The organism is Methylophaga sp., assembly GCF_009711715.1.
Taxonomy (GTDB): Bacteria; Pseudomonadota; Gammaproteobacteria; order Nitrosococcales; family Methylophagaceae; genus Methylophaga.
Genome location: NZ_VENF01000021.1, coordinates 1 through 15,924, shown reverse-complemented (window position 1 = coordinate 15,924; position 15,924 = coordinate 1). Strand labels below are relative to the sequence as shown.

Genomic DNA, 15,924 nt, shown 5'->3' with positions numbered 1-15,924 from the left:
TCAACCGTTACTGACGGCGCGGATTGTCGCTTGTTGGACTGACGGCTGTTTGCTTTGTCTGAGCTGAACCAGTTCTGCCAGGATCGAAACGGCAATTTCAGCCGGCGTTTTACTACCGATATCGAGGCCGACCGGACCATGCAAACGGGCAATCTGTTCTGCGGTCAGATCAAACATCGCCAGTCTTTCCCGGCGTTTGGCATTGGTGCGGCTTGAACCCAAAGCGCCGACATAGAAAGCATCAGATTTTAATGCCTCCAAAAGTGCCATATCGTCGAGCTTGGGATCGTGGGTCAGTGTGATAATGGCAGTATTGTTATCCGGCCCAACCCGAACCACCGCATCATCCGGCATCATCGCCAGCAACTCACCGTCTTCAGTCTGCCAGGTCAACTGCATTTCCTCACGCGGCTCTGCCACCAGCACCTGGTAATCCAGTGCCAATGCCATTTTGGCGAGATAGCTTGAGGTTTCACCGGCACCAATCAATAGCAGACGGGCGCGGGGACCATAAACGAAATGCAACTCGGCAGCGGATTCCACTACCGGACTGTTGTCATTGGCATTGGCCGGCTGAACAGAACTGTCGACAGCGTTCAGTGATAAGCGGCGTTTGACTGGTTGACGCTGTTCGATCTTATCCAGTACTTCAATCACCCAAGCGATATCGGTGACTTTTTCCACTGCAAGCCGCAAAGTGCCACCGCAGGGGAGACGGAAACGATCACGCTCTTCAACGGACTCGCCATAAGTGAGAAATATCACCTCGGATTCTGGCAGCAGTCCGGTCAAAGCTTTCTCTTTCAGATCTTCCTCGATACAGCCGCCGGAGACCGATCCCAGCAACGCGCCATCCTGACGAATCGCGCACATCGCACCGGGTTGGCGTGGGCTGGAGCCATAAGTCTTCAGCACCGTCGTCAACCAGACCGAATGACCTGATGTCAGCCAGTCATGTAGCTGCCGGAGGACAGTAATATCTGTGCTCTGCATCTAGGCCTCCTCCAGTTGATAACGGACAGGCAGATTGCGGATCCGTTTCTGGGTGGCGGCAAAAATGGCATTACACAAAGCCGGTGCAATGGGCGGCATACCGGGTTCGCCGACACCGCCCAACGGCTGATCGTAATCATCCGACGGCATAAGATGCACATTGATTTTAGCTGGTGCGCCATCCATACGGGTGACCTGGTAGCCATCGAAGTTATTCTGCACCGCAATGCCATCCTTAAAGCTGATTTCACCCAGCATCGCCAGACTCACCCCCATTATGCAGGCACCCTCAATCTGGGAACGAATGCGCTCCGGATTGACCTGTGGCCCGCAGTCAACCGCGATATCGATTTGTGGTATCGATACCTCACCATCGGCATTAACTGCGACTTCAACCACTGCAGCCACATAGGTAACAAAGCTATAGTGTGCGGCCAGTCCCTGACCCTGTCCGGCAGGGAGCTGCTTACCCCAGTTTGCCTTGTCGGTGACCTGTTCAATAACACGACGTAAGCGACCGGTATTGAGCGGATACAGCTCCGGTGATTCCCCGTAATTCCATTCATCCTGCAATGTTCGTGGATCAATTTCCCGGTCCGGACCAATCAACTCCAGCAACACGGTCTTGTGATCGCGTTGTTGCTGATGAGCCATTTCCGCGATAAAGGATTGCACCGCAAAAGCATGCGGAATATTGGAGACTGAACGGAACCAGCCGATGCGGGTATGGGCTTCCGCAGCCGGGTTTTCCAGCTGGATATTGGGCACCGCAAAGGGGACATTAACCACCCCCATCCCGAACTCAAAAGCCTGCTGATGAATGGTGCTGGCATCGAAGGTCGAGACAATAGATGGCGCAACGGTACGGTGCAGCCATGCCAGGGACTTACCATGTTCATCAAAAGCCGCTTCCAGATGCTCAAAGGAGACGGTGTGGTAATAGGAATGCTGAATATCATCTTCCCGCGTCCAGACCAATTTGACGGGACGTCCATCCAGGGCCCTGGAGGTCAGTGCCGCTTCCACCAGGAAGTCGGGCTTGGACTTACGGCCAAATCCCCCACCCAGCAGGGTGACATGGATCATGACCTGTTCCGGTTTTAACTCCAGCCATTTAGCTACGGTATCGCGACTGGCCTGCGGTGCTTGGGTCGGTGCCCAGACATCACAGCTATCGCCTTTAAAATGTGCTGTCGCGACCGGCGGTTCCATCGGCGCCTGCGCCAGATGCGGGATGTAATAATCGGCGCTCAGCGTTGCAGCGGCATTGTCCAACGCCTTATAAGCATCGCCCTGTGAACGCAGGACTTTGCCACCCTGTTGATTGGCGGCTTGTTTCATCTGTTCACGGAAGGCCTCCGACTCATAGTCGCTGTTTGGACCGGTATTCCATTCGATTTTGAGTTTTTGCCGGCCTTGAATCGCTGCCCAGGTATTTTCAGCCACGACCACGACACCGCCGAGAGGATTGAACATGGCCGGCGGCGGGCTGGAAGGCAAAGTAAGTGTTTTGATGACACCCGGCACCTTCAGTGTTTCAGTGTCATCGTAGGATTTCAGTGTTTCTCCATAAGCCGGAGGATGCGCCACCACGGCATAGACCATATTATCAAGACGTACATCCATGCCGTATTCGGTGGTACCGGTGGCGATCGCTTCACCATCAATATTTTTGTTACCGGTCTTGCCGATGTAACGAAATTCAGAAGCCGGTTTATAAGTGAAGTTATCCCGATCCGGCACCGGCAGTTCGGCGGCAGATTCAGCGAGTTCACCATAGCCCACACGACGGCCGGAAGGCTGATGAATCACTTCGTGGTTCTGAGCTTTGACTTCAGCGGCAGGGACTGCCCAGAGGGCGGCCGCAGCCGTCTCCAGCATCATGCGCATCGCCGCCCCGACATTACGCATCGGCATAAAGAAATGCCGCACACTGCGTGAGCCATCGGTGTCCTGGTTGCCAAAGCGTTCTTCATCGCCCCAGGCCTGCTCAACCTTAACCCGACTCCAGTCCGCTTCCATCTCATCGGCAACGACCATCGGCAGACTGGTGCGAACCCCCTGACCCATTTCCGAACGATGGGCGACAATGGTGACCGTGCCATCTGGGGCAATAGAGACAAATACCAGCGGATTATCGACCCAGCCGTGAGGCATGGCATTACGGCCATATTGCGGTTCATCAGCCGCGGCAGACAGGCCGGGTAACCCCACGGCAAGCACGAAACCGCTGAGTGCAAAGCCTTTAACAAAATTCCGGCGGCTGATATTGACGATATTATCCTTCATGACCGGCCTCCAGGTTTTTAGCTGCCTGCTTGATCGCATCACGAATCCGGGTATAGGTGCCGCAGCGGCAGATATTTCCACTCATGGCGTTGTTGATATCATCATCAGTGGGACGGGAATTTGAGTTCAACAAGGCTGTCGCCGAGACAATCTGTCCGGATTGGCAGTAGCCACATTGCGGAACGTTATTATCCAGCCAGGCCGCCTGAATGGCCCGGCCAGCAGGCTGCCTGGAAACGGCCTCAATGGTGGTTAAATTTTTGTTTTCCGCCTGTTTAACCGGGGTGACACAGGAGCGGATAGGCTGTCCATCCATCATGACCGTGCAGGCACCGCACAGTGATTTACCACAGCCGAACTTGGTACCGGTCATGCCTAATACATCCCGAAGCGCCCACAATATAGGCATCTCGTCAGGCACATCGATCTGGTGAACTTGCTCATTGATCGTGATTTTCATAATCAATCCCTTCAAATTTCAAAACATGTATTTGATATTGCCTGAACTCAATTCACTGCGAGATGGGAACGGGCATCTTTACTGGGCGGTACACCGAATAAGCGGCTGTACTCGCGACTAAACTGGGACACACTGGAATAACCGACGTACATGCAGGCAGTGCTGACATCCATCATCTGTGTCAGCATCATTTGTCTGGCTTCATGCAGGCGCAGTTCTTTCTGAAACTGCAATGGCGTCATGCGGGTAACGGTTTTAAAGTGGGTATGAAATGCCGACACACTCATATTACTGAGCGCTGCCAGCTCTTCGACCTTCATGGCTTCTTTAAAATGCTCCCTGATCCAGCTGATAGCTTTGGAAATACGCTGCAAACTGGAGTCGGCAGCGGCAATCTGGGCCACCAGGGTGCCGATATCACTGCGTAGCAGGCGAATAAAGATTTCATCGATGATCAAAGGCTGCAAAAACTCGGCCTCTTTGGGCTGGGCCAGCAGTTCCAGCAGACGGGTGCCGGCTTCAACAATTTTAGGATTGGCTTTACCAATGAATAATGCTCTCGGATGCTGCACCCGCGGAACGCCATTGGGGAAGGCTTTCATCGTCAGCGCCGCCAGCTTTTGCGGCTCAATATCAACGATAAGACACAGATAAGGCTCAGCAACACTGGCTTTGACGATTTTGGCTGAGACCGGCACTTCGGTTGAGTACACTGCCATCCGAGAGTTGTCATAATCATAGACATCCTGACCAATCAAAACCCGTTTGGCACCCTGGGCAATAATGCACATGCCGGGCTTGGTCACAGCGCGGGTAGGGTTGGTTTCCCTGGTCGACGTTCTCAGTAAATGCACGCCGGGCAGAGGCAGGTCGAATAAACCATCATGCGGTGCATAGCGGCTGATCATTCTGGCCAGCGCTGCACGCGCATCAGCACTCTCATCGCTGTCTCCAGATTGAGGGGGAATTTTATGGGTTGTCTGCATGGATGTTTCTCATGGTCCGATGCTCACAGTGTTAGATGCGGGATAAGATGTCTGTTGTCCAGTCTGCTTTAAATTCTAAAGTCAGATGACCGCAATGACTTGCCTGAAACTACAGGCTTGTTGACTGATTCTCCAGCAATCAGGGTGGCGACACAAAATAACCACGCTGCGTAATGGCCCTGCATGTGATTTTCCAATGGCCGGTTTCATTAAAAACTTTCGTTCCCCGGGCTATCTGCCGGTAACCTCACATTACCCCGAAACGTATATCAGAATTGCTCACGGCGATGTGGCCGGTTTAAATCCAGCACAGGTCCAACAGGCACGATACCGGTCGGGTTGATGCTGGAGTGACTGCGGTAATAATGTTCCTTGATATGTGTCATGCTGACCGTATCACTGACACCGGGCCATTGATAAAGCTCACGCAGGTATCCGGCGAGATGCGGATAGTCCTGAATACGTCTGAGGTTGCATTTGAAATGACCATAATAGACGGCATCAAAGCGAAGCAGGGTAGTAAACAAGCGCCAGTCGGCTTCCGTGATCTGTTTGCCGACCAGATATCGCTGTTGTGACAGACGTTTATCAATTTCATCCAGCGCTTCAAATAACGGTAATACCGCCTCTTCGTAGCCTTCCTGTGTGGTGGCAAAGCCGGCTTTGTAGACGCCGTTATTGATACGATCATAAACATAGGCATTGATGTCATCGATATCGGCACGCAGTGACGCCGGGTAAAAGTCACCTTCTTTGGCACCCAGCCCATTAAAAGCCGCGTTGAACATACGAATTATCTCGGCGGATTCATTGTTGACGATCCGGTTCTGCTGTTTATCCCAGAGCACCGGCACGGTAACGCGGCCGGTAAAAGCCGGATCAGCGGCCGTATATATCTGATGCAGAAAACGCGCATCGTAAACCGGGTCGGCTATCACGCCGTTACCGGCTTCAAAAGTCCAGCCATTTTCCCCCATATACGGGTTCACTACGGACAGGGAAATCATCGATTCCAGCCCTTTGAGTTTGCGGAATATCAGTGTTCGGTGCGCCCAGGGGCAAGCCAGTGAGACATACAGATGATAGCGGTCCGGTTCAGCCCGAAAGCCAGCGGAACCACTTGGGCCGGGGCGACCATCTTCAGTGACCCAATGCCGGAATTTGGATTCATCGCGTTTAAACCGGCCTTTGTTGGCAGCGGTGTCATACCATCGATCAAACCACTTCCCCTCGATAAGCAGGCCCATATCTGTCTCCTGTTAATTGCATTTGTCGGTTAAATGAACTTAGCCATTACGGCTACAACTAATAGTCTATGGTTCCAGCTATAAGGCCTTTACTGTCAGTGGGGGATTCGGCACAGTGGGCTTAGCTTTGCGAGTTCAGACTGAATATATGACATGAAAAAAAGCTTTAATTACCCACGCTATCTGATATGGCTGATCACCGGTCTGTGCCTGGTGGCAGCCTATTTCATCAAAGACTTCCGCTTTGATGCATCGGAAGACACACTGGTGGCAGAGGGAGACCCGGATCTCGCTTATTACCGGGATGTCAGTAACCAGTTCGGTGGTGAAGGCTTCCTGGTACTGACCTACAAGCCAACAGAGCAGGCATTGCTCAGCCCCCCAAGTATTGAAAATCTGCAGGCGCTTGTAGCTGAGCTGGAACAGGTGAAAGGGGTCAGCTCGGTAGATTCACTCCTGGAAGCACCGTTGCTGCAAAGTCCGCATGTACCGGTTTCTGAGCTGGCGACAGGGTACCGCACGCTGCTGTCAGAAGATGTGAACCTGGCCATGGCGCGGGAGGAGCTGACCCGGAGTCCGTTATTTCGCAATCTGCTCATTTCCGAAGATGGTCAGACCACGGCGATACGGATTCAGTTAAAACAAAATCAGCAACTCGCAGAATTAAGGGACGAACGCCGTGAATTGCGTGCAATCGAGCAGCCGACAGCACAGCAAAAGGAAAAGCTGGCATCGGTCGAAGCACGCTATCAAAAGATCTACAGCCAGCATCTGGAGGACAGGGAGGCATTAATCTCCGATATCCGCAGTATTCGTGATGATTTGAGCGATGAGGTAGTGGCTTATCTCGGCGGGGTGCCGATGATAGCCGCCGATATGATCAGCTATGTCAAACAGGATGTGTTGATCTTTGGCGTTATCGTCATTGCCATCATTTCTATGATGTTGTTCTGGCTTTTCAGGCAATGGCGCTGGGTCCTGTTTCCACTCGCAAGTACGGGGGTCACTATTTTCCTGACCACCGGGATCCTGGGGTTCCTGCAACAGCCAACCACGGTGGTTTCATCAAACTATATATCCCTGTTGACCATTTTCAGCATTTCCTTCGCGATTCATCTGATTGTCCGCTATCGGGAATTGGGTGCCAAAAACACCGACATGCCGCATCAGGATCTGGTGCTGGAAACGATGAAGGATAAGCTGGCCCCCTGTGTTTACATGGCACTGACAACCATGGTGGCTTTCGGCTCGCTGGTTACCAGCGATATCGTGCCGGTGATGGATTTCGGCTGGATTATGAGTATCGGCATTCTGGTGTCCTTTTTGGTCACTTATGCCTTGTTTGCCGGGATCCTGTTGCTGTTACCCAGAAGCGGTGACAGCGCCCGCCTTCATGACGAGCCTCGGATAACACAATGGCTCAGTACGCTCGCGGTAAACCACACCCGGCTGATTCTGGGTCTGATGCTGATTGCCTTTATTGTTGCAGCGCTGGGTATCGGCCGGCTGAGTATGGATAACCGCTTTGTCGAATATTTCCGCGACCACACGGAAATTCATAAAGGACTGGAATTTATCGATAAAAATCTGGGCGGCACCATGCCGATGGATATTATCCTCAAATTCCCTCCCTATGAAGCAGCCGATCGGGAGGAGAGCAGTTTTTTCAGCACCGGTGAGGACGCGAACGCCCGGCTTTACTGGTTCACCCCCAATAAGATCCAATATTTGCGAGAGATGCATGATTATCTCGACAGCAAAGCTGCGGTTGGTAAAGTTATTTCACTGGAAAACCTGGAGCAGGTCGCCCAGACATATAACGACGGTGAACCACTCGGACCTGTCGAACTGGTCACGGCACTAAAGGCGATGCCCGAGCGGGTTTACCAGGATTTGATTGAACCCTACGCCTCGCCGGAAAGCGGAATGATGCGGATTAGCTTACGTCTGCATGAAACGGTGCCCGATTACACCATTGAAGGCTTGATTGCCGATATCGAAAACTATGCGGTTAATGAATTGGGCTTTGAACCGGAAAATATCCGCATAACCGGAATGGCGGTCCTGTTTAATGGCATGCTTCAGCATCTGTTCGATTCGCAAACCTCGACGTTGATATTCGTCATTCTTGCCACGTTGATCATGTTCATGCTGTTACTCCGATCGCTGACGCTGGCGCTGGTGGGATTGATCCCAAATGTGCTGGCCGCCGCCACGGCGCTGGGCCTGATGGGCTATCTGGGCATACCGCTGGATGTGATGACCATTACCATTGCCGCGATCATTATCGGCATCGGCGTTGATGATGCCATTCATTATCTGCACCGCTTCCGGAAGGAATATGCTGCCAGCGAGAACGTACGAACGGCGGTCAGCCATAGTCACCAGAGTATCGGTAATGCGATTTATTACACCTCAATCACCGTTATTATCGGTTTTTCCGTACTGGTCTTTTCCAACTTTATTCCCAGCGTGTATTTTGGTCTGATGACCGCATTGGCCATGTTACTGGCATTGACCGCCAATCTGACGCTTTTGCCCGGTTTGCTGATCCTGGCCTATCAATCAAATGATAAACAGCGAACTCAGCGCAGCAAAAAGTGACTTATTCAGTGATATTCTCATGACGGAGAAGGGGTAGATTATTATGCGACAAGCGACTTTTTTCCAACGGGCATTAATGGCTTTCCTGCTTTTCTTTGCGCTGTCGGCCAGCGCGCAACAGGACATTAAAAATCCCAGAGAAGTGATACAGGAATCCACCAGTGAAGTGCTGGATATCATCCAGGAACATCAAACTCTGGATGAGCGCAAAATGACGCAGGCGATGGCTGATGAGCTGTTGCAGACGCTGGAGCCGGCCGTGGACTTTGATGCGATTGCCCGAGGAGTGATGGGGAAACATGGCAAACAGGCGACGCAGCAACAGAAACAGGAATTTTCGGCAGCCTTCAAGCGTAGCCTGTCGAAGCTCTACATGAAAAGCTTCCAGACTTTTGAAGTTAAAAGCGTTGAGGTACTGCCACTACCGGATGACTTCAGTTCGCAAAACGATACCCGGGCCTATATCAAAATGAAGGCCCAGACCGGCAATAACAAGGTTTATTCGATTGACTACTCGATGGGTAGAAAAGACAGCAGCAAGCCCTGGCAGGTGCACAATATCATTCTGGATGGCGTGAACCTGGGACTGGTTTACATGAATCAGTTTGACGGGGCTGTCAGCCGTCACGGCAGCATAGATGCAGCCATCGCCAACTGGTCGTCAGAGGAAATTAAAAAAGTGGATGAGATTTAAAACCCAAGTCAGGCTTCAGCTTCACAGTGTCAATTTACATGCGAAGACAGCACACTAGGGCAGTTGTTGCAGCTGTTGTGTCATTTGCGCCGACAGTTTATCGAGATTTTCACCCAGCGCTCTGACAAGGGCCGGGTAGCCAGACTGATTGAGTTCAGTCTTTATCTCAAAGCGCTTAATCTGCTTTATTTCTCCCTGCTGATTTTTCAATTGCCACTGACCACTGGTCAGCGCCAGGCCGTCATAACGGCCGTGGAAAGCATGGATTTCCAGTGACAAGCGCATGTCAGCAGCCGTTTGCGGTCCGACGACCGTAAATGCTTGCTGTTGGCGGTTCAGTCGCGACTGCAAACCGCGACTGATTTGCCGGCGCAGATCTTCGGCCCATACATGGTTTTTAGCCTGATTCAGGGTAATGTCGTTCAGTTGCAGCACCAGACCGGACTTGTCCAGAAAATCAGCCAGCTGTACTTCACTGATTTGTAGTAGACGTTTTGTCTCCAGCTTATCCGCAGACTCGGCAACACTGCTCACTGCCGGCAGAAAATAATGCTGTTTTTCTACCGTTTGTCTGGCACAAGCGGTCAGCAGGAGAATGAAAAGGGCAGTAAGGTAGGGCTTCAATGTGCTCACAATAAACGCTGCTCCAGTTAAGGTTTGGCCGCCGGCGGCTGTGGATCATCGCTCGCGGGCGGGTTAAAGATCAGGGCATTAGGCTGTTCACCCAGGGTACGGGCCAGCGGCTGTAAATCGCGCAGCAGGGTTTCCAGGCTCTGTAGTGTCTGGTTCAGCTCCTGATAGGCCTGTGACTCAGGCGACAGGCCTTTAATGGCATCCCTTAACTCGGCCAGCGTCTGATTGATATTAGCCGGTACCTGCTGTATTTCCGGGTTATTCAGCATCTGTTTAATGCTGGCGGTCAGCGCCCGAACCTCACGCAACAGTGTCTCGGATTGCTGCATGCTGTCATCCATGCCCGCCAGAATCGGCTCTACTTTCAGGCTGTTCAGCTTGTCCAGCAGACTGGAGACCTTGAGCTCAATTTGTGCCAGACCCGTTGGTGTGGTGGGAATAACAAGACGGCCTTCAAAGGTCTCTGCCTTGTATTCAACCGCCTCTTCACGTTCAAAATTCAGGTCCACAAACAAGGCACCGGTTAATAGATTCCCCGATTTCAACGTGGCACGCAGACCGTTGCGGACAATGCCTTCAAGTCTCTCACGCCAGGCTTCGAGATCGACTTCTTCCTGACCACCAAGACGTTGTGGCTCAAGACTGATTAATACCGGAATGGCGAAATTTTCACGAATACGGCGTTGCGGTGACGTAAAACGCCATGGCACCTCTTTCACGGTGCCGACACGAATACCGCGAAACTCGACCGGCGCACCTTCGCTGAGTCCTCGCACCGTGTCCTCAACCAGCAGCACATATTCCAGTGAGTCACTGAACATTCCCTGACGGGCCGCTTCTTCGCTGGGAAATAACTGAAATATCCGATCCGGATCGACCGGACTGGCTGGTAAATCTTCCAGAACACTGAAGGTAACTCCACCACTTATCAGCGATTCCAACGACGCAATATTGACCTCAAAACCGGTGGAACTGAGTTCCAGGTTCACCCCTTTTGCAGACCAGAACCGGGTATTACTGTTGATTAGGGCGTCATAGGGCTTTTCGATATAAAGCTGGTGATTCACCTGCAGTGATGCGCTGTCAAATTCGACAGTTTCCACCCGGCCGACGGTATAACCCTGATAGGTGACCGGGTCGCCAGGGCGCAGTGAGTTACCCAGCTGGCTGACCAGTTTGATGCGTATACCTTCTGTGCCATCCAGCGCGACCGGAGGCTGTTCCAGCACATCAAACTGGCGCCGTTGCTGTTCTGAGTCGCCGGGATAGAGCTGGATATAGGCGCCGGATAAAACAGTGCCGAAGCCACTGATACCTTCGCGGCTGATGCGCGGTTTGACCACCCAGAAACGGGTGTCTTCGACCAGCACATCTTCGGCATCGTGATTAATCCGAGCCAGGATCAAGGCATGACTGAGATCCTCGGATAATTTCACTTCTTCTACGCGACCGATATCCACGTTGCGGGTTTTGATTCGGGTTTTGCCGGCTTCAATGCCCTCGGCGTTGGAAATGGTCAAAGTGACCAGCGGTCCGGTATGCAGATAATTATCAATAACCAGCCAGGCACCAATCAAAGCCGCCACCACCGGGATGATCCATATCGGTGATAAACGCGAGGCTTTGACGGCCTTTGCCTTGTGTAAATCAGTATCCTGCTGCTGATCGGCTGAACAGGTGTCACTCATGGAGCGGGTCCTTGAAAGCTTGGTTTGATTGTTCGGCGGGGTTATCCCAAATCAGTCTGGGGTCAAAATTGATAGCAGCCAGCATTGTTAATATTACCACTGAGGCAAAAGCCAGTGCAGCCGGGCCGGGTGTGATTGACATTAAATTACCGGCACGGATCAAAGCCACCAGGATCGCCACAACAAAGACATCGACCATCGACCAGCGGCCGATAAATTCGATGAGCCGGTACAGTCGTATCCGACTGCGATGGCTAATCTCACTGCTTTTTCCCACGCGCAGACAAAGCCAACCCAGGGCCAGAATCTTGCCCACAGGTACGATAATGCTGGCGGTAAATATAATGAGAGCAATCGGCCAGGAGCCGCCATTAATCAAATCAACCACGCCGCCAATAATGGTATTTGGCTGAGTTTGTCCTAGACGGGTACTGTGCATGATGGGATAAACATTGGCCGGAAGATACAGCACACAGGCAGTAATTAATAAAGCCCAGGTTCGCTGAAGAGAATGGGGCAGTCGCGGTTGCAAATGCTCCCCACAACGCTGACAGAAGCCCGCGCCCCGAACCGGCAGACGCTGCAATAGACCACAGGTAGAACAGCCAGTGAGCCCTTGTAAGGCAGCAGTTTGCCCGGTCTTTGTTCCCTCTGGCGCCAGCGGCTCACCGGCAATGGCAAACCATAACCAGTCATCATCCAGTGAACGCATAGTCATCAGTAATAAAATGGCGAAACTGAAAAATGCCCAGAAACCGATGCCCAGCGTAACATCAGCTGCACTGGAAACTTTAAACAGACTGACCAGTGCGCCGATGATAAACACATCTGCCATCATCCAGGGATGCAAATGTTTCAAAGAGCGGGCGATACCCCGGCTGAATCGAAGCGGCTTATTAAGCAGCAAGCCCGTTTGCAGCCAGATAACACCGAGCAGATAAGTTGCTGGCAGGATCACAATAGTCAGTGATACGAGTATGGCAATCAGCGGCTGATCAAAACTCAACAATTGTGTGGCTGTTTGCGTTAGCTGAATTTTCTGGCCTATACCCAACGCAGAAAAACTGACAAAAGGAAAACTGACGGCGAGTACCAGAGCCATCAGTGCACTGATGGCCAGCGCCATACTACGTTGCACGGGTCTGAAATGGCGCTTGACCAGGGTGTGCTGACAGCGGGGACAAACCGCCACTTCACCGGGTCTTAAGCCCGGCAGGGCCACAACCCAGTCGCATTCCTGACAGGCGCGTAGTCGCCTGCGCCGACCCTGCGATTCCGGCGAGCCGGGAGCAATGTCGTTGTAGGCAGAATGGGTGGTGTGATGCTGCAAATCAGATATCCATCAGAATGAAAGCGCACGATACAATATGACGTAATAACAGACTTTAGCTTAACAGCGATATTTTCAAATGTCCCCCATGCCCTTTAGCTTGGATCGACGGGGCTACAATCATTTTATCTTGGTCCCATGTCACTATTTTTAGTGTCTTTGTTCTTAATTTAGGGACGTCCCGATTCGGAACTTAGTGCGCTGGGCCCGGACCAATCCTGCAGAGGCAGGATCTCCTTACATAAGCACCGCATAGCCTCGACATTCTGATAAATCTGGCATAGGTGTCTTCTTCACCAAGGTGACAAAATTGAGTAGATCAATTAAACGTACGGTGCTGATTTTTACCATACTGCTTGGACTGGCATTGCTATGGCGCTATCTGATAGATAGCGGCTACATGAGTGAAGCGGCCTTGTTGAATTATGGCCATCGCATTCAGCACTATGAATACTCATTTGTGGGACTCATTTCAGTGGCATTGCTGTACGTGATAATGCTCGCGATGATGTTCCCGTTGACGCTATTAGTCGTCACTACCGGCCTTGTTTTCCACACTGAGTGGGCCATGTTGTGTGCAGTTCTGGGCTCGTTGAGTTCCTCGGCGACAGGCTATGTGATGGGGCACTGGGTTGGTCGCGATACGATTGAAAAGCATGGCGGCACAATGGTTCGACGCGCTGAGCGCTATATTCAGAATAATAGTTTCAGGAGCATGGTTGTCATTAATCTGCTGCCGATTGCGCCTTTCACGGTCACCAACATGCTGGCCGGCGCATTTAAAATGGAATTCAGACGCTACATATTGGGTTCTGCTGTCGGGCTTATTCCCGGCCTCATTCTGGTGATTGCCTTTGGTGGCCAGCTCGGTAAATTGCTGGTGCCGGCTGCAGGTGATCAGCCATGGACAGCTATCCTCATTGCTATCTCACTGCTTGGCCTCCTGATAGGGTTCCTGGTCTGGTTGGACAGGCGCCTCAAACGCTAATCAATAAGACCTGGCTAACGCTGATCCTGTTGGTGATAAGCGGCTAATACTTCGCTGTAAAAATGATCTACCTTTCTGGCCACGCTGTCACAATCATGCAGACGGGCAAAAGCGACAGCCTGTTTCGAAAACCGGGTTCGCATGGCAGGGTTTTCGATCAGCAGTTTCAGTTTACTGTTCCATTTTTCAATATCATCCAGCGTTTTAAAGCCGGTTTCGGCTTCAATAATGACGTCATCAATGCCACTTGAACGTATTGCTACTACGGGCAGGCCGGCTGACATTGCTTCCAGCAGCACCATGCCCTGTGTCTCTGATTTGGAGGCGAAAACAAAAATATCTGACAGCTGGTAATAGGCGGGGATTTCATCGGGCGGCACTGCACCAACCAGTTTAATAATGTCTTGTAAATTATTGTCTGATATGTAGTTTTCCAGATAATTTCGATCATCGCCTTCTCCCACGATCAGCAAACGAAGTTTCTGCTGCATTTCGGTTTCCAGACTGGCGATTGCCTCAATCAGAAACTTGACGTTTTTCTCCCGTCCCAGCCGCGACACTGAGATAAGCACCAGATGATCTGGCTGAATTGCATATTTTTGTCTGAGCGCATCCAGTGACTGAATTTGTGGCGAGTTGAAGCGCTCGAATTCCACCCCACTGGGCTGAACACAAATACGGCTTTTCACCCCGATCAGACGCAGATATTCTTCGGTGGAGTAGGTGGGCACAATGATGCCATCACATTTATTGCAAAAACGGCGAACAAGCAGGTGAGAAATAACATTTCTGAATAACGCGCCCGGCAGTGGCACATAATGAGAGTACATTTCTAGCCGTGTGTGATAGGTGTAGATAACGGGGCTTTTATATCGTTTAGCCAGCCATAAACCGACCGAACCCAGCCAGAACGGATGATGGACATGAACAAGGTCCGGATCAAGCTGCTTGAAGGCTTTTCTGATACTGGTTTGAAACGGATTGGTCAGTCTGAATTCACCGTTTGTCCCAAAAGCCAGCAGTGTTTTGACTCGGGTACAAAGTGATGTCGAGGTCTTCATGGACGGATAGTCGGGTACAAAAAGGTGAACCTGATGCCCCCTGGCGACCAGCCCTCTGACCAGACGGTCAATCGAAATCGTCACGCCGGAAATAAAGGGAAAGAAATTATTGCTAAAAAACGCAATTCGTTTGGGTTTGTCACGATAGCGCGAATCATCAATAGAGAAATGGGTGTAGAAGTCACGCTCTTCATAAATGATTTCACGCAGCTTGAAGCCGATCAGCACCAGCACACTGACTACCACCAGAAATCGTGGGAAACTGACATAAAAGAAAGTAAATATCGCAGACCAGATGCTATTCAGTGTTCTTTGCAGAGAAGAATGACTGATGGCAGGACGTATCGGCTTAACTGAAACCCCATCGTCTGATACCGACACCTGCGTGTAGTGGTGATAACTATTATCATCATCGACAATGACCCCGCCCGCACCGCCTGTTGTGATATATCGCACGCCGTCTCTTTGCTGCACGTCATACCGGGACAGGTTGGCCGAAAAAACCACATCGACATGCTGTGCGCTGAAAATTTGGTGCAATTCGGCTTCAACCTCAGGATTGTTAAAATAATTATCCCGTGAAAAAGCGGAAGTGTTCTCACGCTGTGGACGAAACGGCAGGCCCAGAAAAACAAAGCGGTGGATGGCGTCAGAAGTCGCTAATTCCTGCCTCAGCCAGTCAAGCTGCCACTGGAGAGGGGTATTGCCGGTGTTATCAAGAAAAATGAAATGATTCCGACCCGCCTGGAAAGAGTAAAAGGGCGGACCAAAGTGCTCAAAAAATCGAAAATCACCAAAATCACTATTTTCGTTCTCGCCATAAGGGGGTCCTAGGGATTTTGCCTCCAAATACTGCAAAAACCTCCGAAGCCCCCGTGTTTGCTAGCCTGTAGAGAGGCATCAATTTTTACTTATCGGCCGATAGCCCTCAATCGGCGCCATTAAATCATC

Annotated in this window: 12 protein-coding genes; 3 read left to right on the top strand and 9 right to left on the bottom strand. The window is 51.5% G+C overall.

What is annotated here, in order from left to right; genetic code table 11:
* The 5 genes from FH755_RS13045 to FH755_RS13025 form a co-directional block, all read right to left on the bottom strand.
* Positions 1-993 carry an XdhC family protein gene (locus tag FH755_RS13045; protein ID WP_292441556.1) on the bottom strand — a complete coding sequence of 331 codons (993 nt, stop codon included), beginning with the start codon at positions 991-993 and terminating at the stop codon, positions 1-3.
* Entirely contained in the window at positions 994-3,282 is a 2,289-nt protein-coding gene (locus FH755_RS13040) for a molybdopterin cofactor-binding domain-containing protein (RefSeq protein ID WP_292441555.1), read from the bottom strand.
* Positions 3,272-3,745: a (2Fe-2S)-binding protein gene (locus FH755_RS13035; RefSeq protein WP_366658788.1), complete on the bottom strand. Its 474-nt coding sequence runs from the start codon at positions 3,743-3,745 to the stop codon at positions 3,272-3,274. The genes FH755_RS13040 and FH755_RS13035 overlap by 11 nt, the downstream gene beginning before the upstream one ends.
* Positions 3,746-3,789: 44 nt before the next feature.
* Complete coding sequence (locus FH755_RS13030) at positions 3,790-4,728, bottom strand: AraC family transcriptional regulator (protein ID WP_292441553.1); 939 nt, start codon at positions 4,726-4,728, stop codon at positions 3,790-3,792.
* Positions 4,729-4,997: 269 nt separating this feature from the next.
* The gene (locus tag FH755_RS13025) at positions 4,998-5,975 is read right to left on the bottom strand and encodes a glutathione S-transferase family protein (RefSeq protein WP_292441552.1); all 978 of its coding nucleotides are present in this window, start codon (positions 5,973-5,975) and stop codon (positions 4,998-5,000) included.
* Between the two features lie 153 nt (positions 5,976-6,128).
* On the opposite strand from FH755_RS13025, the gene FH755_RS13020 reads away from it, so the two are divergent.
* A complete protein-coding gene (locus FH755_RS13020) occupies positions 6,129-8,579 on the top strand; it encodes an MMPL family transporter (RefSeq protein WP_292441551.1) in 2,451 nt (816 codons plus the stop codon).
* Positions 8,580-8,622: 43 nt separating this feature from the next.
* Positions 8,623-9,273 (top strand): phospholipid-binding protein MlaC, encoded by a 651-nt coding sequence (locus FH755_RS13015; protein ID WP_292441550.1) that lies wholly within the window; start codon positions 8,623-8,625, stop codon positions 9,271-9,273.
* A gap of 54 nt (positions 9,274-9,327) precedes the next feature.
* Here FH755_RS13015 and FH755_RS13010 read toward each other — a convergent pair whose 3' ends face one another.
* The 3 genes from FH755_RS13010 to FH755_RS13000 are packed head-to-tail and all read right to left on the bottom strand — an operon-like array spanning position 9,328 to position 12,924.
* Positions 9,328-9,906 (bottom strand): ABC-type transport auxiliary lipoprotein family protein, encoded by a 579-nt coding sequence (locus FH755_RS13010; protein ID WP_292441549.1) that lies wholly within the window; start codon positions 9,904-9,906, stop codon positions 9,328-9,330.
* A 17-nt stretch (positions 9,907-9,923) separates the two neighbouring features.
* Positions 9,924-11,594 (bottom strand): intermembrane transport protein PqiB, encoded by a 1,671-nt coding sequence (gene pqiB, locus FH755_RS13005; RefSeq protein WP_292441548.1) that lies wholly within the window; start codon positions 11,592-11,594, stop codon positions 9,924-9,926.
* Positions 11,587-12,924, bottom strand: coding sequence for a paraquat-inducible protein A (locus FH755_RS13000; RefSeq protein ID WP_292441547.1), 1,338 nt, complete (start codon positions 12,922-12,924; stop codon positions 11,587-11,589). Before FH755_RS13000 ends, pqiB begins: the two co-directional genes overlap by 8 nt.
* A 310-nt stretch (positions 12,925-13,234) precedes the next feature.
* On the opposite strand from FH755_RS13000, the gene FH755_RS12995 reads away from it, so the two are divergent.
* A complete protein-coding gene (locus FH755_RS12995) occupies positions 13,235-13,912 on the top strand; it encodes a TVP38/TMEM64 family protein (RefSeq protein ID WP_292441546.1) in 678 nt (225 codons plus the stop codon).
* A 14-nt stretch (positions 13,913-13,926) separates the two neighbouring features.
* Here the strand turns inward: FH755_RS12995 and FH755_RS12990 are convergent, their stop codons facing one another.
* A complete protein-coding gene (locus FH755_RS12990) occupies positions 13,927-15,831 on the bottom strand; it encodes a glycosyltransferase (protein ID WP_292441545.1) in 1,905 nt (634 codons plus the stop codon).
* Positions 15,832-15,924: the final 93 nt, after the last annotated feature.

Coding starts and splice junctions, on each gene's coding strand:
- FH755_RS13040 (WP_292441555.1), bottom strand. CDS start 3,282: ATGAAGGATAATATCGTCAATATCAGCCGCCGGAATTTTGTTAAAGGC.
- FH755_RS13045 (WP_292441556.1), bottom strand. CDS start 993: ATGCAGAGCACAGATATTACTGTCCTCCGGCAGCTACATGACTGGCTG.
- pqiB (WP_292441548.1), bottom strand. CDS start 11,594: ATGAGTGACACCTGTTCAGCCGATCAGCAGCAGGATACTGATTTACAC.
- FH755_RS13020 (WP_292441551.1), top strand. CDS start 6,129: ATGAAAAAAAGCTTTAATTACCCACGCTATCTGATATGGCTGATCACC.
- FH755_RS13030 (WP_292441553.1), bottom strand. CDS start 4,728: ATGCAGACAACCCATAAAATTCCCCCTCAATCTGGAGACAGCGATGAG.
- FH755_RS13015 (WP_292441550.1), top strand. CDS start 8,623: ATGCGACAAGCGACTTTTTTCCAACGGGCATTAATGGCTTTCCTGCTT.
- FH755_RS13025 (WP_292441552.1), bottom strand. CDS start 5,975: ATGGGCCTGCTTATCGAGGGGAAGTGGTTTGATCGATGGTATGACACC.